This window comes from Sporosarcina koreensis, from assembly GCF_000826145.2.
In the GTDB taxonomy this organism is placed as follows: domain Bacteria; phylum Bacillota; class Bacilli; order Bacillales_A; family Planococcaceae; genus Sporosarcina; species Sporosarcina trichiuri.
Window position 1 is genome coordinate 476,355 of the sequence record NZ_LN651337.1, and the last position, 23,547, is coordinate 499,901.

Below are 23,547 nucleotides of genomic sequence, written 5' to 3' on the forward strand. Positions count from 1 at the left end.
CCCTTTCACTGGAAATTATAACCGCAGCGAGGGGCAAACGCAAGTTCGGAGGAGCCTGTGAGGGAAGGGACTGCCTATGGAAACCAATCAAATGACTATTAAGCAGATGTACTTGATGATTTTCGCCATTTTTGCAGTATCGCTCAATATGCGGCCGGCTGTCACATCGATCGGTCCGCTGCTCGATACGATTCGGGCCGATCTGGAACTTACGAACGCACAGGTCAGTCTGCTGACCGCCTTGCCGGTCGTCTGCATGGGGATTTTTGCATCGCTTGCGCCGGTGCTGAACCGCCGTATCGGACTGAATGCGACGATGGTGGCAATGGTGCTGCTGATCGGTGTCATGACGGCTGTCCGGGAATTCATCCCGACGTACTCTATGCTCGTCATTTCGTCCGTCGGGGCAGGTGTCGCCATCGCAGTGGCCGGTCCGCTGCTGTCCGCGATGATCAAACAGAACTTCCCGCATCGTGCGGGCGCGGTGATCGGCATCTATTCGTTCGGTCTCGGGACCGGCGCTACACTGAGTACAGGGTTATCCGCCTACTTCTATGAAGCGACGGGTTCGTATCCGTTTGCCCTCAGCATCTGGGCGGTGCTTGCGTTCATCGGTGTCGCTGCCTGGCTGTCTTCCGCGAATGACACGGTCATGGTGAGGCAGAACGCGAAGCAGAAGACAGTTGCCGCTGCAAGCCCGGGCCGCTCCCCATGGAAGACGGGGAAAGCCTGGCTGTTCCTGCTGTTCTTCGGACTCCAGTCGGCCGCGTTCTTTTCCGTCGTCATCTGGCTGGCACCGATCGCCGTCTCGAAAGGCATGACGCTCGTACAGGCGGGAACGCTCGTCAGCATGATGACGGCAGTGCAGATCGTCCTCAATATCTCGATTCCGCTGATGATGGAAAAGTACCCCGGCAGGAAGATGTGGCTGCTGTTCATCCTGTCCGTGGGTCTGATTGCTGTCGGGCTGTTTTATACAGGCTATATCCCGCTGCTCTGGGTCGGGGCTCTGCTGATGGGCATCCCGCTTGGCGGAATGTTTCCGATCGCACTCGTGCTTCCGCTGGACGAAACGGAGAGCGCTGCGGAAACCAATTCATGGACTGCAATGATGCAGACGGGAGGATATGTGATCGGCGGTCTGCTGCCGCTCGTCATCGGGGTCCTATATGATCTGACGGGAACCCATCAGGTGACCATCTCATTGTTTGCAGCGATGTTTGTCGGAATGATCATTCTCGCTGTGCTGATCGGCGACAGAGCAGAGACATGAACCCATTGGAAAAGGGGCGCCCGGTAATGGGGCGCCCCTTTGTTTTTTGTGTCTTGCTGATTATCGAATCGTCAATAGTGGATGATTGTTTTCGAAATGTGATGTGTCACAACGATCATTTGCCGCGGTCGTTGTCCAGCAGGTGTTTCCTAACATAAGCAACGCAAACCCTACCTACTTTTGCGTCCTTGCGGCCCTGTAGCCGCGCCAGTGTGAATACGTATTATCGGTAAACATTCCGCAGAATGCCAGAATTCAAACAATCAACAAAACAATTGTTAACTTATAAAGTATACCAGCTGTTCACCCTCATGTCAACTGATGGTCTTTTTTGTTCTATTTACTTCCTCCTGACCTTACAGTAGAAAAAAGGGAGGAGAGAACTTGGAGATAGATGGCGTATTCTCAGGCGGCGGCATGAAAGGGCTCGCACTTGTCGGAGCCTGCAAAGTATTTGAAGAGAATGGGTACACGTTCAAAAATACGGTCGGTACGAGTGCAGGAGCAATCGTTGCCGCAATGATCGCTTCCGGCTACTCGGCCAGCGAGATGGAGGACGTCCTGATGGAACAGGACTTCCCGGCTCTGCTCGATGCCCGCAAGACTTGGTTTCCCGTGCCATTCCTTAAATGGATCCAGCTGTACTGGAAGATGGGGCTGTACAAGGGGGTAGCGCTGGAGAACTGGTTCAGTGACCTGCTTGCGGAAAAAGGGGTGTACACGTTTGCAGACCTGCCGGAAGGGTCGCTGAAAATCGTCGTGTCCGATTTGACGAACGGCAAGCTGGTCATCCTGCCAGATGATCTGGAAGAGTATGGACTCCGGCCGGACTTTTTCCCGGTGGCCCGTGCGCTGCGGATGAGTACCAGCATCCCTTTCTTTTTCGAGCCTGTCACCCTCCATTCCTTGGCCGGCAATGCCGTCACTGTGGACGGAGGGGTGCTGAGCAACTTCCCGCTCTGGGTGTTCGGTGAAGCAGAAAAACCGCCCGCACAGCCAGTTGTCGGAATGAAGCTCACGTATGAAGCCGGACACAAAAAAGAAAAATCCATCCGGAACGGTCTCACCCTTTACGAAGCCCTCTTTTCGACGATGAAAGACGCACATGACCAAAAGCATATTCCAAAGCAGCTGGAACAGGATGTGCTGTTCATTCCGACGGAGGGGATCTCCGCTGTACAGTTCGCCCTCTCTGATGAAGAGAAGCAGGAACTCCTCCAGTCGGGCACCCGATCTGCCGAGAAGTATCTGAAAACCGCCACGTTCACCGGCAGGCATCCTGTTCTGCGCCACAGACGGATGACTGGCTGATCAATCTCCAAAACCAATGCTAGTTCTTTCTTAACGTGTGGCATAATAGTCGTGAGTATATATAACTATTCAAAACTAAAGGCGGTGTCCGGCTATGAAGCGATCGATCAAACAACTGTTACTCGGAATGGCACTCCTGTCCATCATACTTACACTCGCCAGCAGCCTGTATGCCGGATACCGGGCCGACCGGCAGACACTGAAAGACATCACCCTGGAGACCAATTCGGCATATGCCCAGAAACTTGCGAAGATTACAGAAGGCTATCTCCTGCGGACGGAACGGACGCTCGCATATTCGGCTTCGAGCCTGTCAAAGGCGGTCAGCTTTGAAAACACCGAATACTTGAACCGTGAAGCGGAACGGCTGGTGGTCCAGTCGGAATCCTTGAGCTCTGTCGTCATTACGGACGGCAGGGGCATCATCCGGGGGACATCGAAAGGTGTGGAAGGGCTGGTCGGTGAGCCTATGCAAGGGACGGATACAGTGAAATCACTGCATACTGGTCTGCCGGAGATCAGTGAGCCGTTCACTTCCAAAACGGGTCGTCTGATCGTTTTCATCAGCACCCCGATCCTTAACGCTGATGGGGAGATTGCCGGCATGGTCGGCGGCAGCATTTATCTATCGGAAGAGAATGTACTCTATAACCTGCTTGGTCAGCATTTCTATGAGGACGGTTCGTATGTATACGTCGTCGACAGCCGGGGGATGCTCATGTACCATGTGGATCCGAGCAGGGTAGGGGAATATGTTGACAATAACAAAGTCATCGAAGAACTCAAGCGGGGGAATGAAGGCAGTATGCAGCTTGTGAACAGCCGGGACCAGAAGATGCTTGCAGGATATGCTGTCATCCCGCTGACAGGCTGGGGCATCGTCTCCCAGCGGCCTGCCGAAAAAGCGCTTGCTCCTGCGAATCGGATGCTGTTGGAAATGATCGTCAAAACAATTCCGCTGCTTATCCTCTCTGCTCTGCTCATTCTATATATGGCGTCCAGAATCGCAAGACCTCTGGAACGCCTTGCGGGGTATGCGGCCGATCATAAGAATGGCACCGGTCCGCAGACTGTCGACAGCGGGGCCTGGTACCGTGAGGCGATCGAACTGGACAGGGCGCTCAATGACAGTTTCATGAATTACCGGGAACAAATGGACCATTTCATACTGGAGTCCTCGACAGATCCACTGACCGGCCTGTTCAACCGGAGGGCGCTGACTGAACAAACGTGCACCCTGACCGAGCAGAAAACGGGATTCTCGCTCATCATCCTGGATATCGACCGATTCAAACGGATCAACGACACATACGGTCACAGTGCCGGCGATGAGGTGCTGAAGTTCCTGGCCCGCAAGATGACGGAGCACACCGGGACAGCCGGCACCTGCTACCGGTATGGCGGCGAGGAGTTTGTCATCGTTCTGCCCGGCAGAACCAGCAGGGAAGCGGCCCGCTTTGCAGACCGGCTCCGGATCGATATCTCTGCTGAGAACAGCCCTGTCGGTGAACCGATCACATTCTCCGCTGGGACAGCTCAGCTGCCGGAACATGCCATCCACTTTTTACGTCTGATTGAAATTGCTGATGAGTGCCTGTATTACGCCAAAGAAAATGGCCGTAACCGTGTCGTCGATGCAGAGGAATTCCAACCTACAGTGTAGGCACCCTTCCCGGAGACAGATAAAAGTGATAAACTATACAACAGCTTATAAAGAAACAGGTGTTGACTATGATTGGCAGAAACGATCCGTGCCCTTGCGGCAGCGGGAAAAAGCATAAGAAATGCTGTGAGACGAATGAACAGACGACCGTAGAGGCCGTGAAATCCGAAGAGATCGAGCGGACCCTGCAGGCGTTCTATGACGAATACCCGAAAAAGAAGGATTTCGGGGACTACCGGGAATTTGCACTCAACTGGAAACGGCCGCTCGCCTCTTCCTATAATGAAGAAATGATCGAAGCGATTGCGCTTGATGAATTCTTTTTCCATCACCGTCATGATATTTGGGCAGGCTTTGTTAAGAAACAGCTGAAGAAAGCGATCCGGCCTTCCATCATCCGGCTTCTGGAAAATTGGGGGACCCCCCTCACACTTCTTGGTCAGGTGAAGACATCGGACGCTGAGACGATCACTGTTATGGACCGACTGAGGGAGAAAGAGGTCCTGCTTCGGAAAGAAACAGGCAAGCCCATACCGGACGGGGTCCATCTCTGGTGCTTCACGCTGCCGGAAGACAAAGAAAACGGCCGTCTTCTGGCCGTCTCGACGCTGATCTTCTTCCCGGTTGATCAGCAGCCGGTGTTCGAAGCGTTTGTCAGCAGGTTCAGAGCTCAGTCTGAGGAACCGGAAGCCTTCATGGCAGCGCAGGCTGTTTCCTTATGGGAGGCGCTCGCCGAAAATGGCTATGAAGGGGAGGAGTTCACCCATTTCGAGCAGGGTGTCCTCAGCCGGTTGGCAGCGTTCCTGGAAGAGAACGGCCGGGACAGCGGCCAGCTGCTTGACCTTGTAGAGGATTACCTGGTCGAGGAGCAGCCGAACGCACGGAAAGATGCAGCCGTCGCGGCCGGAGCGATCCGTTATGGAATGGAAAGCGGTCTGATCGAGCCTCTCGATCTCACGGTAAAAGCGATTGCCGGTTCGTTCGAGGTTTCCCCATCGTCGCTGAACCGGTATTATACCGGTCTCTCAGAATACGCTGAACGGAAAAAGTGACATGAAAAGGCAGCGGACCGCAACTGAATTGCGGTCCGCTGCCTTTTTTGTTTTCAGTGAAAGGATGGCTGCTTCGTTACCCCTTGGTGCCTGCGGCCGATTTCCCGAACGAGAATTCCCGCCAGTCTGAAATTTCATAGGTAGGTACAGCGTCAGTCTTATTTTCAAGCTTATCCGGATTGAACCAGCATGTATCGAGGCCGGCCTGATTTCCGCCCTTGATATCCGAAGTGAGGGAATCACCGGTCATCAGTACACGGGAAGTTTCGTCCGCTCCAAGACGTTCAAGTGCCTCACGGAAGATTTCCGGCCGCGGTTTCTGATAGCCTGCTTCTTCGGACGACAGAATGACCTTGAAGCGCTCGTTCAGCGGGGAACAGGCGATACGTGCAATCTGTGCCTTTACGAAACCGTTTGTCACGATAGCAAGCGGAGCATCGCCGAGCGAGTCGAGCATATCGACCACTCCGTCGATCAGGTGCGCCTCCTCTCCGAGCATCGCCAAGTATGTCTCCGAGAATTCATCGGCATCCAGCCGAATATCAAACCGCCGGAACAATTCCCGGAACCGGCTTACCTTCAGTTCGGCCATCGTCGTCCTGCCTTCTTCAAGCTCCCGCCAGAGAACGCTGCTGATCTTGCGGTATTCCGAACGGTATGCATCGAGTCCTTCCGCAAGTCCAGCTTCCGTGAATGCCCGTTTGAACGCATTGCGCTCACTTGTTTCAAATTCAAGCAGGGTATCATCCAAATCGAATAGAAATACATCGTAATCCATTTACTTCATCACCTGTCCATCTTCATGTTTTTCTGCAGTATATCATTGGTGGAACCGACGGACAACCCATCCGGAATACTGCATGAATTTTTAGAAAACCGATCTGAATCCCGTTTAGTATTTAATGCTGAAGGGAAAGAGGAATAGGGAAGCAAACTATGAGGAGGTCGAAGCGACTATGTCACTTAGTGAAGAACTTCAAACTCTGAAAGATTTCCATTGCGAGAACCGCTGTGTCCTCAGTGTCTATCTGAACACCAACCCGGCAGACCCTGATCAGCAGAAGGGTGCTTGGAAGATCCAGCTGAAGTCCGGCTTCAAGCGGCTGGAAGAATATCTGGCTGCGGCAGATGACAAAGCGGAAACAGAAGCATTCAAGAAAGCGAAAGACCGTGTCGTCAAGGAGATCGAGGACAACCGGAACGACTTGAAAAAAGGAGTCGTCATCTTTGCGTCAGCGGATCCTGAACTTTTTTCCGTCTATTACGTGCAAATTCCGATTGAAACGAACTTCTACTGGGAAGACCATCCCGTCATCGACGAACTTCATAATATGCTCAGCGCTTATCCGAACTCGGGAATCGTCATGCCGAGCTTCGGCAATGTCCGTTTCCTGGATACTGCAATGGGCTACGTCGGCGATGACTTCACCTATACATTCGACTCCGGACTCGACGTCTGGCGTGAACAGAAAGGGCTCAACCCTTCAGGAAACCGCGGCACAGGCGGCAGCCACGTGGACGACCTGGATGATAGATTGAAAGAGAATCTCGAGCGGTTCTACAAATCACTTGCCGGTGACATCAGTAAGATGAAAAAAGAACGGCATTGGGATGAAGTCCACATCATCGGCGAAGCGGAATATGCGCAGGCGTTCGCAGCTGCCATGCAGAAGAAGCCGGACAGCATCCAGCACAAGAATCTCAATAATTCCGGCGCGGATAAGGTGCTCCATGAAGTGTTCGGCAAATAAAAAATTCAGCAGAGACCGTCCATGTATAAGGGCGGTCTTTTCGTCGAAAAATAATGACAAATCGCATTCATGGGGAATGTGTGGTAGGATACTAACAAAATGAGATAGGACGTGACTGTATTGATATCGATTACCATCCCTGAAATCACTGTAAAAATTGAACAGCGCCTGCAGAAACAGATGGCATCCGAAACACCGATCACCCCGGTGAACGGGTTCGTCGATCTGCATGAGATTCCACGCGACAAAGGCGGGATCATCCTGTTCTACAACAAACAGGACGAATTGCTGTTCGTCGGCAAAGCACGGAAACTGCGCCCGCGAGTGAAGAAACATCTGGAGGACAACGTGTCCCCGTTGAAACCTCACCGGGACGAAGTGAATAAGATCGGCGTCATCCTAGTTGAAGACCCGATGGAGCGCGAAATTTACGAAACGTACATCATCAATACCATGCGTGCGAAGTACAATACCGATAAAGTCTTTTTCGAATAATTTCCAAGGAGGCGTCAGCAGTGGACTTACGAATTGAGAAGATCACAGAGCAGATCAGCGAGATGATCGGCCTGCAAAACTGCCGTCTGCATAATACGTCGTTATTTGAACGGCCGTGTGCGTTCGGAGGCACGGACATCATAGTATCCTGCGACTGGTACCCGGCTGATACGGATGTTGAGGAGGAAGACGTGAACTTGCCGGATGGCGCAGTGTCCGTCGACTATTCCCTCCGCTTCGGACAGATCACACTGGCAGTTGCAGCCGGCGGCACGTCATGTGCAATGCCGCTCACTGCGGACAGCGACAAAACCGCTTTTTTCAAAAAGTGGGCTGAACAGCAGACCGGCTTGGAATTCGGACAGTCCCTGACGCTGACTGCTGCCGGTGAAGATGGGTACGAAGCAATCCTGACACACGGAGGGTTCCCTCTGGCAACCGAATCCCATATGAAGATCGAATGGGATGCGGACGGCCGCCTGCTGACAGCGATCATGCCCCTGCTCGCATCACAGGTGTTCGAGCCGGCTGTATTCGACTTGACGCTCGAAGATGTGGAGCCGCTCGTCCGGGAGCAGCTGACACTCGTCCGTCTGCCGATCGAGGAAGAAGAGCGGTTTGCGGATTATTATGCGATCGATGAAGTATATATCACACAGGACGGTCATGTGCTTCCGTATGATACGGAAGACCAGGGGGCATGCTTCCCGGCCGCCCTCCTGACTTGGACGGGAGAAGAAGAGATCAGCGATGTGCGGCACCCGGTCACTCCGTTCCGTTCCAATCTTGCTGCGGACGAGGCATTCCGGATTCTGGCTGAGCCGTCTGAAAACCTGAATAGTGCAGATCTCGAAGAAGCTGCCCGATCGGCTGCCCGTTTCCTGGGATCCGCAGTGTCGGATGAGTCAGGGGAATGGGAGCTGTACAAAGTGTACAGGCAGCCGGGGATCATCGAAGCCGAATGCCGCATGGTCGGCGGCATCAACGGGCCGCTGCGCAGAAAACTGAAACTGCTGATGGATGTCCATACATATGAAGTGCTGAATTACATGGATTCCTATGAAATGGCAAGATTGTTCGAAGGCTTCACCCAGCCGCTCGTCGCAACCGTCTCGCAGGAGAGTGCATTCGACGAGATGGTGCCGTTCATCACCATGGATCCGGTCTATGTCTATCACCAGGAAACGGAGCGGTATAAATTGTGCGGCTTCCTCGATTCCGAAGAGTGTGTCGACGCGGTGACAGGCGATCTGAAAAATCTAAACGACGTGTAAACTGCTGGTTTGCCTGAAACGAGGGTACGGAATGAAAGAACGGGAACAATGGACATCGAAAATCGGATTCATCTTAGCGGCGGCCGGGAGTGCAATCGGTCTCGGCGCAATATGGAAATTCCCTTACATGGCAGGCATGAATGGCGGGAGTGTGTTCGTGCTGCTGTTCATCCTCTGCACATTGGCGATTGGTCTGCCGATCCTCCTGGCTGAGTTTGTCATCGGCAGGCGCGGACAGGCGGACGCCGTCACATCGCTTGAACGGCTGTCGAGCAGCAGGAAGTGGAATTGGGCCGGCTGGATGGGTCTGGCCGCGTCGTTCATCATCCTGTCATTCTACAGTGTGGTCGGCGGCTGGATCCTGTCTTACCTGATCCGGTCCCTGACAGGCGGCTTGAGCAATGTCAGCTATGGACAGCTGTTCAACGGTATCATCGAAAATCCATTCGAGGTGCTGATCGCCCAGGCCGCTTTCCTCATGCTGACCATCTGGATCGTCCAGAGCGGCATCCGGGGCGGCGTCGAACGGGCCAGCCGGTGGATGATGCCGCTGCTGTTCATCTTCTTCGTCGTTCTCGGAATCCGGTCGCTGACGCTTGACGGTGCAATGGAAGGGCTGAAATTCCTGTTCGTGCCGGACTGGTCCTATTTGAACGGAAAGACCTTCCTGCTCGCGCTTGGCCAGGCGTTCTTCTCGCTCAGTGTCGGGGTCACCGCTATGATGACGTACGCATCCTATCTGAACAAAGAAGAGCGGCTCGGGCAGTCTGCCGTGAACGTTTCGGTACTTAACATCGTCATCTCCCTGCTCGCGGGAATCGTCATCTTTCCGGCCGTTTTCGCGCTCGGCCAATCGCCTGCGGAAGGCCCCGGGCTGATTTTCGTCATTCTGCCGGCCATCTTCAACGAAATTCCGTTCGGCGGCTTTTTCCTGCTCGTCTTCTTCATCCTTATGCTGTTTGCGACCCTGACCTCGGCAATTGCAATGCTTGAAATTGTCGTGTCGACGGGAATCCGAAGCAAAGTCGAACGGCGGGGCCGTGCTGCATGGCTGTTCGGCGGCCTGATCTTCATCGTCGGGATTCCGAGTGCCCTGTCATTCGGCCTGCTCCAGGACGTCCAGATCTTCGGCGGTTCAATCTTCGATTTTGCGGATCTGCTGACGAGCCGGATCGCGATGCCGCTTGGCGCTCTCGCCGTCTCTGTCTTTGCAGGTTTCGTGCTGAGCCAGCAGGATACTGCAGATGAACTGAAGATGAATCCGACACTGCATACAATCTGGAAAACGCTCGTCCGGTATATCGTGCCGGCAGCGATCGTCATCATTTTCGCGACATGGATTGTTGATCTACTATAATAATTGGAATCCGGTACAGGGATGTGCCGGATTTTTTTATTGGAATTCTGAACCTTACCGGTCTTCATGGACGTATACATTAGCATGGCAGATGAAAACAAGACGGGGAGGCGGCAACATGGGGAGATGGAAAGAGGGACGGCGGGCAGGTTTCTCAGCTGCGGCAGATGTGCTCAGCCTGCTGCTCGCAGGATGCACAGAGAAAACGGATGCTCCGCATACAGAGGACCTGAAATCGGATAAGGAATCAGCGCGAACCGTTCAGCTGAAAGAGGAAGTAGGGAAGACGGAAGACACGCTGATCCCCGCGGTGGCGATTGCGAAAGTGCAGTCCGTCCTGAATATCGAACTGAACGGGCCGAACCCCAGATACCAGGCGGTCATGCATGAGATCATGACCAGTCCGGGGAGCGAAAAAGAGAAACAAGCAGACTATGATTCCCTGATCGAATCGCTGTATGGACCTTATTTCACCGAAGACGGCCTGTATCGGCTGAAAGCAACAGGGGTATTCCGGTATCACTTGATTGAAGAGACCAATTACAGTCTGCGTCTCATTGAAGCGGAGGTCACCCAGAGTGACGTCAAGACAGCGTCCAACCAGTACAATATCACGGCAGTTGTCGAGATGGCGGTTGACGGCATGGAACCCGGACGCTTTGACATGGTTGGAAAAGCGGTCTTCAATAAGAAAGAGGGGAAGATCGGAGACTTTTACATTGAGGACCCCAGTATGGAAATTCACGATAAACTGTTCCAAGCAGTGAATGGAGCAGACGATCCAGCTGACTGAACCAGGGAATCCCTGTTCGGCCAGGATTGTGTAGACATTTGACAGGTTACCCTTTACATTAGGTAGGAGACTATCGCTTTGTGTGAAAGTACTGAAAAAGGGGCTGACAGGGATGAACAGGGTTTTGATTGTCGAAGACGAACCGTCCATAGCTGCATTGCTTAAATACAATTTGGAACAGTCGGGATTTCTGGCGGATGTCACGCATGACGGGCAGTCAGCCGTCACCATGGCAGCGGAAAACCGGCCGGATCTGATCATTCTCGACATCATGCTGCCTGAAATGGACGGCATGGAAGTATGCAAGACATTGCGGCAGGAGAAAATCCAGACACCGATCCTCATGCTGACCGCAAAATCGGAGGAATTCGACAAGATTCTCGCACTCGAACTGGGGGCTGACGACTATTTGACGAAACCATTCAGCCCGCGGGAAGTGGTCGCCCGCGTCAAAGCGATCATCCGGAGGTCCCGGCTGACCGTTCCAGAACCTGAGCCGCAGCAGGATAAGCCGTTCCGCATCGGGGAGCTGATCATCTATCCAGAACGGATCGAGGCCCAGTTCTCCGGGAAGCCGCTGGACCTGACGCCGAAAGAATTCGAATTGCTGCTGTACCTCGCGCGCCACAGCGGCAAAGTGCTGAACCGCGAACAGCTGCTGGACAAAGTATGGAACTATGAATATACCGGGGATTCAAGGATCGTAGATGTCCATATCAGCCACTTGCGTGAAAAGATTGAACGGGATTCCAGGAAGCCGATGTATATCAAGACCGTCCGGGGGTTCGGCTACAAACTGGAACGGATCAGTGACTGATCCTGCATACATACCGCGAAACCGCCTATGCCAGGCGGTTTTTTTCGTGTAAAGCTATCAATATATGATCTTTACATAACCTTTACTTCCGCTTCAAGTGCCCTTAATACTGCTTCGTTACAGTATAGATACAGCAGCGAACGAGAGCTGTAAAAAAATGTTGAGGTGGGATACAGATTGAAGAAAAGAAATCGGTTATCATTCGCAGCAGCTATTCTATTGTGTGCCGGATTGTCCGCAGCCTGCAGTTCGTCAAAAGCAGAACAGTCAGAAGGCGGGGCAGATGCGAAGGAACCTGCCGCAGAAACATCAGGCAACATTACGGCGGTCGGCTCAAGTGCACTCCAGCCGCTAGTTGAAGCTGCAGCCCAGCAATACAGCGCAGATCATCCGGGAGCTGTCATCAACGTCCAGGGAGGCGGCAGCGGCACAGGGCTCAGCAAGATCAGTGAAGGAGCTGTCGATATCGGAAATTCTGATATCTTCGCTGAAGAGAAGGACGGAATCGATGCAAGCAAGATCGTTGACCATAAAGTGGCAGTCGTCGGCATGGGGCCGGTCGTCCATCCGGATACCGGTGTGGAAGATGTCACGTCGGAAGAATTGATCGATATCTTCACAGGCAAACTGACGAACTGGAAAGAGCTTGGCGGAGCGGACCAGGAAATCTCGGTCATCAACCGGGCGCAAGGCTCCGGCACCCGCGCCACATTCGAGGCATTCGGACTGGACGGGAACGAACCGATGGACGCCCAGGAACAGGATTCCTCAGGCACTGTCCGGAAGATTGTCAGCGAAACACCAGGCGCCATCAGCTATCTGGCGTTCTCGTACTTCGATGATTCCGTCACGGCTTTGAAAGTGAATGGTGTCTCTCCGACCAAAGAGGAAGTCGAAACGAACAATTGGGAGATCTGGGCCTACCAGCACATGTATACGAATGGGGAAGCGGACGGGCTCGCGAAAGAGCTGATCGACTACATCTTGTCGGATGACGTACAGGATACACTGCTTCCTGAGATGGGCTACCTGCCGGTGACCGGTATGGAAGTCGAGCGGGATGCAGAAGGTACCATCGAGAAAACAAAGTAACTGCAGAACGCAGTCTTCGCAGAAAGGGGAACGGATGATGGCCAAGTTAGTGAAAGAGACGGAGCATCCGTTATTCAGACGAAGCAGAAAACAGCACACTGAACGGATCGGCAGAGGATTGACCTTTGCCGCCGTTCTGATGACCGCACTGCTGACTGCGGCAATCTTCTTCCTCGTCTTTACAAAAGGGATATCGACATTCACGGTGAACGGCGGAAGCGTGAAACAATTCTTCACAGGAACCTCCTGGAATCCCGGCCGGCAAACTGGATCGGGCCAGCCGATCATCGGCGCCCTGCCGTTCCTTGCTGGGTCGCTTGCGGTCACCGGGCTTTCGGCGATCCTCTGCACGCCGATCGCTGTCGGTGCCGCCTTGTTCATGAGTGAAATTTCGCCGAAGTCGGGAAGGACCATACTGCAGCCGGTGATCGAGCTGCTTGTCGGAATTCCTTCCGTCGTGTATGGCTTCATCGGTCTCAGTGTCGTCGTCCCGCTGCTGCGGGACCATGTATCAGGAAGCGGCTTCGGAATCGCAGCAGGCACCATCGTGCTGTCGGTCATGATCCTGCCGACAGTGACAAGCCTTGCATTCGATGCGATCCAGTCAGTCCCGCGCCAGCTCCGGGAAGCGTCTCTCGCACTCGGGTCCACACGTTGGCAGATGATCTGTAAAGTGATCCTGGCAACCGCCAAACCGGGACTGCTGATGGCTGTCATCTTCGGAATGGCACGCGCATTCGGTGAAGCTCTTGCAGTCCAGATGGTGATCGGCAACGCCGCCGTGCTGCCGCATTCACTGTTCGAGCCTGCCTCGACATTGACGAGCATCCTGACGATGGGGATGGGGTATACCGTTCTCGGTACTGCGGAAAACAATGCTCTCTGGTCACTCGCACTCGTCCTGCTGCTCATGTCACTCGTGTTCACACTCAGTGTCCGCTGGATCGGAAGGAGGAAACGCCGATGATCAATGCAAAACAGGCGGATCGGCTTGCAACGGCCGGACTTTACGCCATCGCAGGACTGATCCTCGCGCTGCTCGGCGGGCTTCTCGGTTATGTATTCGTCAAAGGGCTTCCGATATTGAGCCTGGAATTCATCACCTCGCCACCGCAGATCTTCACAAGCGGCGGCGGGGTCGGCCCGCAGCTGTTCAATTCGTTCTACCTGCTCATTCTGACGCTCGTATTCTCGCTGCCTGTCGCACTAGGCGCAGGAATCTATCTCGCTGAATACGCGAAAGACAGCTGGCTCATCCGCGGTCTGCGGGTCGCGATAGAAGTCCTGTCGTCCCTGCCTTCGATTGTCGTCGGTCTGTTCGGCTTTCTGTTTTTCGTCATCTATATGGGCTGGGGATTCTCCATCATATCCGGAGCACTCGCGCTGTCCGTATTCAACCTGCCCCTGCTTGTCCGGGTCGTCGAGCAATCGGTTGAGAACGTGCCGCGTGCACAGCGGGATGCCGGCGTTGCACTTGGGTTCTCCAAATGGGAGACGATTACACAGATCGTTCTGCCCGCTGCGCTGCCGGGACTGCTGACGGGGATCATCCTGGCGGCTGGCCGGGTATTCGGGGAAGCGGCGGCACTCATCTATACAGCCGGCATGAGTACGCCGGCACTCGATTTCAGTGACTGGAATCCACTGTCGCCGGTGTCACCGCTCAATCCGTTCAGACCCGCCGAAACGATGGCCGTCCATATTTGGAAAATCAATGGGGAAGGCATCATGCCGGATGCGGCCGCAATCTCAGATGGTGCCGCGGCCCTGCTGATCCTGTCCATCCTGCTGTTCAACCTGGCAGCACGTTTCATCGGCCGCTTCGTCTTCAAAAAAATGAGTGCAAGCTAGAATAGGAGTGATCGTATGCAGGCAGTCACATTGAGGAACCCGTCAGTACCTGCAGGTGCGCATGTCACCGCAGCCACAGGTTCCGGACGGGAATATCCGAAGCTGTCAACGGACCGGCTGTCGGTCTTCTATGGAAGCGTCCAGGCAGTGAAGGAAGTCAGTCTGACGTTCCGTACAAACACGGTGACAGCGCTGATCGGACCATCAGGATGTGGGAAATCGACCTTCCTGCGGGCGCTGAACCGCATGAACGACAGCATTCCGGACTGCCGGACGGAAGGCGGCGTCTATTATGACGGCATCCAGCTGAACCGGCCGCAAGTGAATCTGCTGGAAGTCCGCAAACGGATCGGCATGGTGTTCCAGCGGCCGGTTCCCTTCGCTAAATCGATCTACAAGAACGTTGCTGCAGGTCCGATCCGCCATGGGGAAAGGCGCCGGGCAGAACTCGACAAGATCGTCGAAGACAGCCTGCGGAAAGCCGCCCTGTGGGATGAAGTGAAAGATCAGCTGCACAGTTCGGCGCTCCGTCTGTCAGGTGGTCAGCAGCAGCGTCTCTGTATCGCGCGGGCCCTTGCCATGCAGCCGGATGTGCTGCTGCTGGACGAACCGGCCTCCGCGCTCGATCCTGTATCGACTGCAAAGATCGAGGAGCTGATCGGCCGTCTGAAACAGGAGATCACAATCATCATCGTCACCCATAACATGGAGCAGGCGAAACGCATATCAGACGAAACCGCCTATTTCTACATGGGGCACATGGTCGAACACGGAGCCACGGAGCAGCTGTTCAATCAGCCGCTGGACGAACGGACGAAACAATACGTCTCGGGACAAATCGGATAGGGGGATCTACATGATGAAGACAGCTGCCGTGCCCACATACGAACCGGCAATCCGGACAGAACAGTTCCGATTTTTCTATGGAACGAACGAAGCGCTGAAAGGGATCGATCTGACTGTCGAACAGAAGGCGATCACCGCCCTGATCGGTCCGTCGGGCTGCGGAAAGTCGACATTCCTCCGCTCACTGAACCGCATGAACGACCTGATTCCTGGAACAAGGACATCCGGTTCCATCTGGATCGGCGGTGAGGACATCACGAAACGCACGGAAGATACGGTCGCCCTCCGGAAGAAAGTCGGGATGGTCTTCCAGCATGCGAATCCTTTCCCGTTTTCCATCTACGACAACATTGCATACGGGCCGCGTATCCATGGAACGTTCAGGAAATCCGAACTGGACGAGATCGCGGAATCATGTCTGCAGTCCGCTGCCCTTTGGGAGGAAGTGAAAGATGATCTGAAGAAGCCGGCAGCCAGCCTGTCAGGAGGTCAGCAGCAGCGGCTGATGATCGCCCGTGCGCTTGCAGTGGAGCCGGAAATCCTGCTGATGGATGAACCGACATCCGCGCTCGATCCGGTCTCCGGCGCACGGATCGAACAGCTCATCAAGTCCTTGAAAGAGCGGTTCACGATCATCCTTGTCACACACAACATGCAGCAGGCACAAAGGATTTCGGACCGGACAGCCTTCTTCCTGAACGGGGAAGTGAAGGAGACAGGGGAGACGAAGAGGGTGTTCAGCAACCCCCAGTTTTCGGAGACAGCCGACTATATTGCAGGGAAGTTCGGCTGACGGGACGACAATACAGGCACAGGAAAAGCCGCCCGGTATGGACGGCTTATTTCATTTCCTTATGGGTGAACGGGCATTTGCCTTGGATCGGTTCGCTGTCATCACCGATGAAGAACTGCTTCCATTCATTATGATCCGGGTCGCCAAAATGGCTGATATCCGGATGTTTCGGCAGATGATCCCACGCTTCGACGCGCTCGCGGACTTTTTCGCGTGACATGATGCCGCCTTTTTCAGTACCGGTCAGTCCTTTGAAGATCTTACGCGGCTGGAACCCGATCACCATCGCATTGCCGAGGTCCCGTGTCTTCCGCTGTTTATAGGCAGGTGTGTTGCCAAAAGCGAAGATCGGTTCTCCATGGAACCGGAAATCCCACAGATGGTGGTCGGGATCCCGTGGGCTGTCTGCAGGCCATTCGATCTCGTCCTCATCGTGCAGATATTGAAGAATGTCCCAGAACTGCTTCCGGTATTCATCCAGTGTCCCTTCCGTTTCAAATGGTTCCACAAAGACGAACAAGCCGTGCCGCTTATGTTTTGGATTATCGAACAGTGCGAGGAATTCTGTCAGCGCCTGCGGGAGATTACTCCAGTCATCCTGGGTGATGTAGGCATAGCGGAGCTCACCTTTCCGTTCGCCGTTCATACCGAAATAGCACGGGAACGTTTTATCCGTAACCGTTTCATGGAATGTCGTATATTCGCGGATCAGCCATTCAGGCAGATCCGTTCTTGTTGTCAGGTCTTCTTTCGTCAGCAATGCCTGTTTCGTATCTATCACAAGTCGTCATCCTTTCTTCCCTTACCAATCTTCCTGTTTCCTGAATTCCCTCGATTTCAGCTGACCAAACCGTCCAACGGAAAAAAGTTTAGAAGTCCGGAGCTGTCCGTTCGATAATCAGGATCTGCGATGAATAATCCTATTGGAATTGACATAGACTGAAGCATCACAGAGCCGCGGCACGACTCTGTCCCGCCTGAGGGGCACTTTCGGCAGAAAGTGGAAAACCAATACCCGGCCCGCTCCGACTGGGGACTGCCCAGCAGTGCCGCCTACATAGATGAGTCATCCTTCAAGCAGAGTATAGTATTCGTACAGTTCACCGTCCTCTTCAATGACCAGGATGTACAGCGTATCCTCCCGGCTGCCATGTTTGTCTGTCGAATAGATCTTTGAGCCTTTTTCCAGGCGGCTCGCATAGAAGTCATGGAAGAAATACGGCGAATCCGTCGTCTTTTTCACCTTTCCGATATTGAACCCTTTTTCCAGGTTGGTCATCTCAGCTGCAGGCTTCTCACTCGCCGTATAGACGAAGCTGCCGACGCGCACGATATCGGCTTCCGGATTTTCCTTTAAAATATTTTTTGCCGTAGGATTCCCCATGCCGGCATCTCCGCATGCAGTCAAAAGCAGCGCGAATGCGGCCAGGAGCATCAGTTTGAGTACACTCATCCGAACACCTCCCCGGTACATCCGTCTTCGACAGAGTCCGTCCTATTCCTTTTCCTTTTCCCTGTCAGCAGGCACTGTCAAACGATGCAGGCCGAGCAGCTGAACACCAGCAGTCTGCACTGTCCTTTCCGGGGCAGACTGCTATATACTTGTAGTAACTACTAGAAGACAGAAGGGGACCGCATGAAGCTGCTGAAAAACCATTGGAAAAAAATCATCGTCGGGGTCATCGCATTGTTCGTCCTCATCCAGCTGGCGGGCGGCATATTCTTCTATGATCTCGCCATCAAGCGGGGACCGAAAGAATTCCTTCAGAACAACGCCGACCTCGATGTGGCGGATGAATCGATGGATCTCTATCTGAACGGCGACTGGACATCATGGGTGGCGGATCAGGACTTTGAACAGCTGACGATGACGTCCCGCGACGGCATCGAGCTGAACGGGTACTTCCTGCCTGCTGCCAAGCCGTCCGGTAAGCTCGTCATCCTGACGCACGGCTATCTCGGCAACGCCAAACAGATGGGGCTGTTCGGCATGTTCTACTACCAGGAGCTCGGCTATAACCTGTTCATGCCGGATGCCAGAGGACATGGAAAGAGCGGGGGAACCTACTATGGATTCGGCTGGCCGGACCGGCTCGACCTGATCGACTGGACGGACCTTCTGACAGGAAAGCTCGGCCAGCAGACCGAAGTCGTCTACCATGGACTGTCCATGGGTGCGGCGACCGTCCTCATGGCAAGCGGAGAAGAAGAGCTGCCAAAGCAGGTGAAAGCGATCGTGGCCGACAGTCCGTACGGCTCGGTCTATCAGCTGTTCGCCTACCAGATGAACCGGATGTTCCACCTGCCGGCATTCCCGCTCCTCGACAGCACAAGCCTGATCACGAAACTGCGGGCAGGGTATTTCTTCCGGGAGGCGAACTCACTGGAAGCGGTGAAGCATACGGACGTGCCGATCCTGTATATCCACGGCGACTCCGACACCTTTGTCCCGCTGAAGAACGCATTGGAGTTGTACAACAGCACCTCCAGCAGTACCGAACTGCTTGTTGTCGAAGGCGCGAATCATGGGGAGTCGTATGCGAAGGAGCCGGGATTGTATAGGGAGAAAGTTGGGCAGTTTCTTGGTAATATCGTTAAATGAAAAGCGGAAGCTGACCGTCATTGGTCAGCTTCCGTTTTTATCAGCTCGCAGGCTTTGTAAAGCTTTGTCGAACCAAGTAGAAGAAATACACGGCGCCAATGATGACAGCCGGTCCGGCGAGCGGCTGGACGAATGAAAGTACCGATGCTCTGAACAGAAGTGCCAACAGCAGACCGATCATAGCCAGTACGACTAGCATAGCTGCATGTACCTGAACAAAGGTAAGTATAGACGCCGCCGGTCCTGTCAGAATATACAGCGCATACAGGCCGACAATGGCAAGCAAACCGATCTGCAGCCCGACAGACGTGCCATGCAGGGAATAATCGTTAAGTGCCTGTGCAAGATACAATTCAGAAACAAATCAGAATAGTGTCGAAGTAGTGTGATACACAGGCACATGTCACTCATGTCACTCAGTTTAGGAGTTGTGTGACACACAGGCACGTTTCTCTTTTCAGATGGACTCGCGACGAAGTTAGGTCGATTGAACCGTAACAAGTTCACCGAGTTCTCTTTTTTGTTTGGATAGGAATTGTCCGATTCCAACAGCGCTACTAAGGACTGGGTAGTCGAGGGCAAGTGGGGCTGTATGATCTCCAAAGGAATCGGCGGTTTCATCACCGGTCAAGGTACAAAGTTTTTACTTAACGCGCAACTGTACATGGTGCAATTCAAATGAAAATCAGGTTTATAACACAAAGAGGAGATTGAGCTGTTTTTGAAGACTTTGGTTGCTCGAATGTATTATGTCTGGTAATTTCAGTGTCACGTGCCTGTGCATCATACAATTCAGACACAAGTCAGAATAGTGTCGAAGTTGTGTAATACACAGGAACATCTAACTTTAATTGGAGAGGTCCACGTGAACATAGACATTCCATTAAATATGGATACATTTCTCAATTATCTTGGTATAATTGATCTACCGGTAAACTGTGTTGTGGTAATTTCGGAGGGGAAAGCGAAGTTGCGAGAATTACCAGAGCACGGTGAATACAAGATCGTAACGCATCAGGGGAAAGTGAGACGGATGCGGAGGGAAGAGGGAGAAGAGTTTTGAGTGGTAAAAAGAGTGAAAAGAACCGGGATAAGGCTAGGAAGGCTGACATTAATAAATTCCTTAAAAAACCTAGAACATTTGATAGAATTGACATGAATTTGTATTACTATAGTAAGATGAAAAAGAATAAGAAGTACTCTAAAACTTTAAAAATTTTACCAATCGTACTTTTAGTTATCCAAGCAATTTCGGTAATTGTCTTTACGATAACAAGCAATGAAACGAGTACCGATGAAAAAATGATATTCTTTGCAGGGTTTGTCATTATAGTAACAATTATGATGCCAATTATTCAGTATCTCTTCAGTAGGGGTGATTCATTAACAAACGACAAAATAGAGTTTTATCTTCTTTTTCAAAATCAGTTACTTTTAAAAAATGTAAAACTAACTAGCGAGGAAATGCAAGATGCGGAAGAAGTTCTTTGGAGAATCGCAAACTTAGAAAGTATAGATGCAGTTGACGAAGAAAATTTTTTGAATCACAAATATGCCCAAGATCTTAGTCACTTAGCGAAGAAAAAGAAATAAATCCACCCTGGCCAACCAGAGGACAACATTTGATTACAGCATAGCTCTGTGTCATTTGTTGTCACTCAATAAGCACAGTGAAGATTAGATCGTTACGCACCAAGAAAAAGTTACATGGATGCGGCGGAAAGAGGGAGAAGAGTTTTGAGTAAAATAGAAAATGTTACTTCGATTGCGGAGATAAGAAATCATATAAGCGGAATTAAAGAATTGCTAGGCAATAAAACTCTTATGAAATCGATGAAAATCACACCTCTTCAAAAAATGAAATTTGAAAGTCAAGTGAAAAGGATTGATGAGGAATTCGCCTCCCTCTTCACTTTACCGGACAGCTTTAATGAAACTTTCAAAGATACAGGATGGATTGCTTTCGAGTCATTAAGTGTTGAAATTATGGAAAAGAGCATTGAAATTGCAAATGAAAATGGAACTGATGATGGAGAAGAATATTTAACTAGTTATTATACTAATAGAGAAGAGGTGAACCATTTATGCAACCGGGCTAAAAGACATCTGGGGGGAAGATCGTCCTTATTTGAATTGGCTACTGATGACCACTTCAGTGGGAGATATTATTCATGTATACCACTCTTTTTGATGATAATTGATGGATTCGTTAACGAAGAAGAAGCAACAGGATTTTTTGCGGAAAGTACGGACTTAATTGCTTGGGATTCAGTTGTAGGTCATGAATCAGGACTAAACGAAGTTTCAAAATTAATGTCCAAAACTAGAAGGAAAACTAACATTGAAGAGATTAAGATACCTTACAGGAATGGTATTTTACATGGGAGAGATTTGAACTATGCAAATCCTGTTGTTTCAAGTAAATTATTAGCTGTAATTTTTTCACTTATGGATTGGATAGAAGCTAAAAAGAAAATGAAATCCGGAAAAACCAAAGAATTCTATGCAGCTCCTAGCGTAGAAGAAACCCTCTCTTCATTATCAAATTATGCTACAACGAGAGAAAAACTGGACCAGCAAAAAGATATGATGGATGAATGGAAGAAAAGAGACATTGAAGTGGGTGTTTCTGTTCCTAAGGAGGGAAGAGTTGAAGATTTTGAGGAAGGTACACCTGAAAGAAGTTTGATTGAAATCTTTAAATATATTAACGATAACAACTTTGGTCATTTATCAGATCGAATTTTTTATGATTCGAGAAAAATGACGAAGGCTAAAAAAGCCGGAGAATTAAAAGGATTACTAAAGGACATTGATATTGATAGTTACGAAATACTAGAAATACGAGATGAAGCTCCCGCAGTAACTGAATTGAAAGTTAAAGTTGGATTGAAGGTCAAAGATGAAATAAAGTTCAATGATGAAACATTCAGATTGATTTACTCAGACGATGAAAGAACTCCTTACGTTAGAGGTTCTGAAGAAGGAAGATGGAGAGTTATTGATGGCTTTATCATGCAATGGGAGCTATTCCAACTTGATATAAAATAGTCCGCCCTGGCCAACCAGAGGACAACATTTGATTGCAGCATTGCGCTGTGTCATTTGTTGTCCTCTTTTTTTATTTTCAAACAGAAAAGAGGGGTGTCATGAGAGAGGCACAGGAGCGACGAGGTAAGTCGGAAAGAATTCAACATACCAATACAGCGGACAAGCCAGTAGAGCGCCTGTCTGCCCGGGAACTGGCTGATCTGATGGGCACGAATCGAGGCACGTATACACGGCGGCGGGGAGCAGTCAGAAAACGATAGGGGGAGTTAGGATGGAGAACTGGGCGGATCAGTTGCTGCGGGAGTATGAGGTAGGGAAGAGGGGATTGACGGCCATGCGAGATGGACTGGAGCGGCTGGATCCGTCGACCAAACAGGACCTGACGCAGATCAATAGCATGATCGACAGTATGGCGTATTCCATGGACTGGATGGCAACCGGGCGGCAACCTGGGAACTATCGCGGTGCGGACAAAAAGGCGATCTATCAGCGGCAGTATTTTGAGAGTATGGATCTGATTCCGGACATTTAGGAGCAGCTGGAGGATATGGGTGCTAAACAGCTGTATATGACGCAGGAAGAGAATATCCTCCTTTCGCAGATATTCGGTGCGATGTCGCTTCGGGAGCAGCAGTGTTACATCTTGCATATTGGGCAGAAGATGAGTATGGGACGGATTGCAGAAGAGATCGGCGTAAGCAAGGCGACCGTCCAGAAGTACATCAGCCGAGCAAAGGAAAAGGTGCTGGAACGGGTGTCCTGAATGTTCCTTGTCATACGCTTGTCATACGAAGTCTGTATAAGTGAGGGGAACCATTAAAGGAGGGGTGCGCTTGAGCAACTCAGACACCTCTGACTGCCCCGTACGTAACGAGTGATAAATAAAGGATTTTCACCTTTCTGGGCGAATAGTGTCAGATGGGGGTGAGCGGGATGATAATTTATGATTTAGGTAATATATCTGATTGGTTAACCTCTATCGGAACCATAAGCGCTGTAATAGTGGCATTATATTTAGCGAAAAGGGACGATAAACCACGAGTTGAGGTCAAATCGACAATGAGCTATGGGGTTAGCTACGCCGGGGACATTTTTAGACATCCAGTTTTCATAAACTTGGAGATTGTAAATACCGGTAAGATTCCAATTCATTTAGCGGAATGCACCTTACAAATGAGTAGATTTAATAAGGCGAGAATGGCATTCCCAGATGGAACCCAGAACGTAAAAATATTATTAAATCCCGGAGAATTTTATGAACACAAGTTATCTTACGAACCAATTTATAATTATCTCAGAAGCAAAGGTATCAAGAAGTTGAAAACTTACATGTTTTTTAAAAGTTCACTTGGCAAGATATATAAAGCGAAAGTTATTTTACATTCATAGCGCTTCTTCGGAGGTGCTTTTTCTATGCAAAGTGGTAATGTGTCGATATATGTCGAACGAATATTACAGGTATTGTGTATTGCAAAATAGAAGTGCAGACTTGTGCAAGTGATTTGTACAGAGTCCCGCACTTTTTT

The 23,547-nt window shown here is 51.4% G+C and carries 26 protein-coding genes; 22 read left to right on the top strand and 4 right to left on the bottom strand.

Annotation, left to right across the window (positions count from 1 at the left end):
* Window positions 1-91 precede the first annotated feature (91 nt).
* The 4 genes from BN1190_RS08020 (at window position 92) to BN1190_RS08035 (ending at window position 5,299) form a co-directional block, all read left to right on the top strand.
* Window positions 92-1,273, top strand: coding sequence for a CynX/NimT family MFS transporter (locus BN1190_RS08020; protein ID WP_098060151.1), 1,182 nt, complete (start codon window positions 92-94; stop codon window positions 1,271-1,273).
* A 384-nt stretch (window positions 1,274-1,657) separates the two neighbouring features.
* Window positions 1,658-2,584, top strand: coding sequence for a patatin-like phospholipase family protein (locus tag BN1190_RS08025; RefSeq protein ID WP_040286430.1), 927 nt, complete (start codon window positions 1,658-1,660; stop codon window positions 2,582-2,584).
* Between the two features lie 94 nt (window positions 2,585-2,678).
* Window positions 2,679-4,247 (top strand): sensor domain-containing diguanylate cyclase, encoded by a 1,569-nt coding sequence (locus BN1190_RS08030; RefSeq protein WP_040286431.1) that lies wholly within the window; start codon window positions 2,679-2,681, stop codon window positions 4,245-4,247.
* 68 nt (window positions 4,248-4,315) lie between these two features.
* Window positions 4,316-5,299, top strand: a complete 984-nt coding sequence (locus BN1190_RS08035) for a YecA family protein (RefSeq protein ID WP_040286432.1) — start codon at window positions 4,316-4,318, stop codon at window positions 5,297-5,299.
* Window positions 5,300-5,375: 76 nt separating this feature from the next.
* Here the strand turns inward: BN1190_RS08035 and BN1190_RS08040 are convergent, their stop codons facing one another.
* Window positions 5,376-6,077 carry a YjjG family noncanonical pyrimidine nucleotidase gene (locus tag BN1190_RS08040; protein WP_052461761.1) on the bottom strand — a complete coding sequence of 234 codons (702 nt, stop codon included), beginning with the start codon at window positions 6,075-6,077 and terminating at the stop codon, window positions 5,376-5,378.
* A 178-nt stretch (window positions 6,078-6,255) separates the two neighbouring features.
* Here BN1190_RS08040 and BN1190_RS08045 point away from each other — a divergent pair, with 178 nt between their 5' ends.
* From BN1190_RS08045 to pstB (BN1190_RS08095), 11 genes are all read left to right on the top strand, one after another.
* Entirely contained in the window at window positions 6,256-7,050 is a 795-nt protein-coding gene (locus tag BN1190_RS08045; protein WP_040286433.1) for a VLRF1 family aeRF1-type release factor, read from the top strand.
* 180 nt (window positions 7,051-7,230) lie between these two features.
* Window positions 7,231-7,545: a nucleotide excision repair endonuclease gene (locus BN1190_RS08050; protein WP_082023379.1), complete on the top strand. Its 315-nt coding sequence runs from the start codon at window positions 7,231-7,233 to the stop codon at window positions 7,543-7,545.
* Window positions 7,546-7,565: 20 nt separating this feature from the next.
* On the top strand, window positions 7,566-8,819 hold the full coding sequence (locus BN1190_RS08055) for a hypothetical protein (protein ID WP_040286435.1): 1,254 nt from the start codon (window positions 7,566-7,568) through the stop codon (window positions 8,817-8,819).
* Window positions 8,820-8,850: 31 nt separating this feature from the next.
* The gene (locus BN1190_RS08060; RefSeq protein ID WP_040286436.1) at window positions 8,851-10,176 is read left to right on the top strand and encodes a sodium-dependent transporter; all 1,326 of its coding nucleotides are present in this window, start codon (window positions 8,851-8,853) and stop codon (window positions 10,174-10,176) included.
* Between the two features lie 118 nt (window positions 10,177-10,294).
* Entirely contained in the window at window positions 10,295-10,969 is a 675-nt protein-coding gene (locus tag BN1190_RS08065) for a hypothetical protein (protein ID WP_040286437.1), read from the top strand.
* Between the two features lie 112 nt (window positions 10,970-11,081).
* Entirely contained in the window at window positions 11,082-11,786 is a 705-nt protein-coding gene (locus tag BN1190_RS08070; protein ID WP_040287221.1) for a response regulator transcription factor, read from the top strand.
* A 177-nt stretch (window positions 11,787-11,963) separates the two neighbouring features.
* A complete protein-coding gene (locus BN1190_RS08075; RefSeq protein ID WP_040286438.1) occupies window positions 11,964-12,878 on the top strand; it encodes a phosphate ABC transporter substrate-binding protein PstS family protein in 915 nt (304 codons plus the stop codon).
* Window positions 12,879-12,912: 34 nt separating this feature from the next.
* Window positions 12,913-13,845, top strand: coding sequence for a phosphate ABC transporter permease subunit PstC (gene pstC / locus BN1190_RS08080; RefSeq protein WP_040286439.1), 933 nt, complete (start codon window positions 12,913-12,915; stop codon window positions 13,843-13,845).
* Window positions 13,845-14,729 (top strand): phosphate ABC transporter permease PstA, encoded by an 885-nt coding sequence (pstA, locus tag BN1190_RS08085; RefSeq protein WP_040287222.1) that lies wholly within the window; start codon window positions 13,845-13,847, stop codon window positions 14,727-14,729. Before pstC ends, pstA begins: the two co-directional genes overlap by 1 nt.
* A 15-nt stretch (window positions 14,730-14,744) precedes the next feature.
* Window positions 14,745-15,575, top strand: a complete 831-nt coding sequence (pstB, locus tag BN1190_RS08090; RefSeq protein WP_082023316.1) for a phosphate ABC transporter ATP-binding protein PstB — start codon at window positions 14,745-14,747, stop codon at window positions 15,573-15,575.
* Between the two features lie 13 nt (window positions 15,576-15,588).
* Window positions 15,589-16,368 carry a phosphate ABC transporter ATP-binding protein PstB gene (gene pstB, locus BN1190_RS08095; protein WP_098060152.1) on the top strand — a complete coding sequence of 260 codons (780 nt, stop codon included), beginning with the start codon at window positions 15,589-15,591 and terminating at the stop codon, window positions 16,366-16,368.
* A gap of 46 nt (window positions 16,369-16,414) precedes the next feature.
* Here the strand turns inward: pstB (BN1190_RS08095) and BN1190_RS08100 are convergent, their stop codons facing one another.
* A complete protein-coding gene (locus tag BN1190_RS08100) occupies window positions 16,415-17,149 on the bottom strand; it encodes a YqcI/YcgG family protein (RefSeq protein ID WP_040286441.1) in 735 nt (244 codons plus the stop codon).
* A gap of 285 nt (window positions 17,150-17,434) precedes the next feature.
* Complete coding sequence (locus BN1190_RS08105; RefSeq protein ID WP_040286442.1) at window positions 17,435-17,821, bottom strand: hypothetical protein; 387 nt, start codon at window positions 17,819-17,821, stop codon at window positions 17,435-17,437.
* A gap of 183 nt (window positions 17,822-18,004) precedes the next feature.
* Between BN1190_RS08105 and BN1190_RS08110 the strand changes: the two genes are divergently transcribed.
* A complete protein-coding gene (locus BN1190_RS08110) occupies window positions 18,005-18,970 on the top strand; it encodes an alpha/beta hydrolase (RefSeq protein ID WP_052461762.1) in 966 nt (321 codons plus the stop codon).
* 40 nt (window positions 18,971-19,010) lie between these two features.
* On the opposite strand, the gene BN1190_RS08115 is transcribed toward BN1190_RS08110, so the two are convergent.
* Window positions 19,011-19,322 carry a hypothetical protein gene (locus BN1190_RS08115; protein ID WP_040286443.1) on the bottom strand — a complete coding sequence of 104 codons (312 nt, stop codon included), beginning with the start codon at window positions 19,320-19,322 and terminating at the stop codon, window positions 19,011-19,013.
* A 537-nt stretch (window positions 19,323-19,859) separates the two neighbouring features.
* On the opposite strand from BN1190_RS08115, the gene BN1190_RS08120 reads away from it, so the two are divergent.
* From BN1190_RS08120 to BN1190_RS08140, 6 genes are all read left to right on the top strand, one after another.
* Window positions 19,860-20,033, top strand: coding sequence for an XtrA/YqaO family protein (locus tag BN1190_RS08120; protein ID WP_179860808.1), 174 nt, complete (start codon window positions 19,860-19,862; stop codon window positions 20,031-20,033).
* Window positions 20,030-20,563, top strand: a complete 534-nt coding sequence (locus tag BN1190_RS08125) for a hypothetical protein (RefSeq protein WP_040286445.1) — start codon at window positions 20,030-20,032, stop codon at window positions 20,561-20,563. The genes BN1190_RS08120 and BN1190_RS08125 overlap by 4 nt, the downstream gene beginning before the upstream one ends.
* Window positions 20,564-20,677: 114 nt before the next feature.
* Window positions 20,678-22,021 (top strand): hypothetical protein, encoded by a 1,344-nt coding sequence (locus BN1190_RS08130; RefSeq protein ID WP_144036079.1) that lies wholly within the window; start codon window positions 20,678-20,680, stop codon window positions 22,019-22,021.
* 271 nt (window positions 22,022-22,292) lie between these two features.
* Complete coding sequence (locus BN1190_RS15215; protein WP_244898697.1) at window positions 22,293-22,553, top strand: hypothetical protein; 261 nt, start codon at window positions 22,293-22,295, stop codon at window positions 22,551-22,553.
* A 15-nt stretch (window positions 22,554-22,568) separates the two neighbouring features.
* The gene (locus BN1190_RS15220) at window positions 22,569-22,784 is read left to right on the top strand and encodes a sigma factor-like helix-turn-helix DNA-binding protein (RefSeq protein WP_244898698.1); all 216 of its coding nucleotides are present in this window, start codon (window positions 22,569-22,571) and stop codon (window positions 22,782-22,784) included.
* 170 nt (window positions 22,785-22,954) lie between these two features.
* Window positions 22,955-23,410 (top strand): hypothetical protein, encoded by a 456-nt coding sequence (locus tag BN1190_RS08140; protein WP_040286447.1) that lies wholly within the window; start codon window positions 22,955-22,957, stop codon window positions 23,408-23,410.
* Window positions 23,411-23,547: the final 137 nt, after the last annotated feature.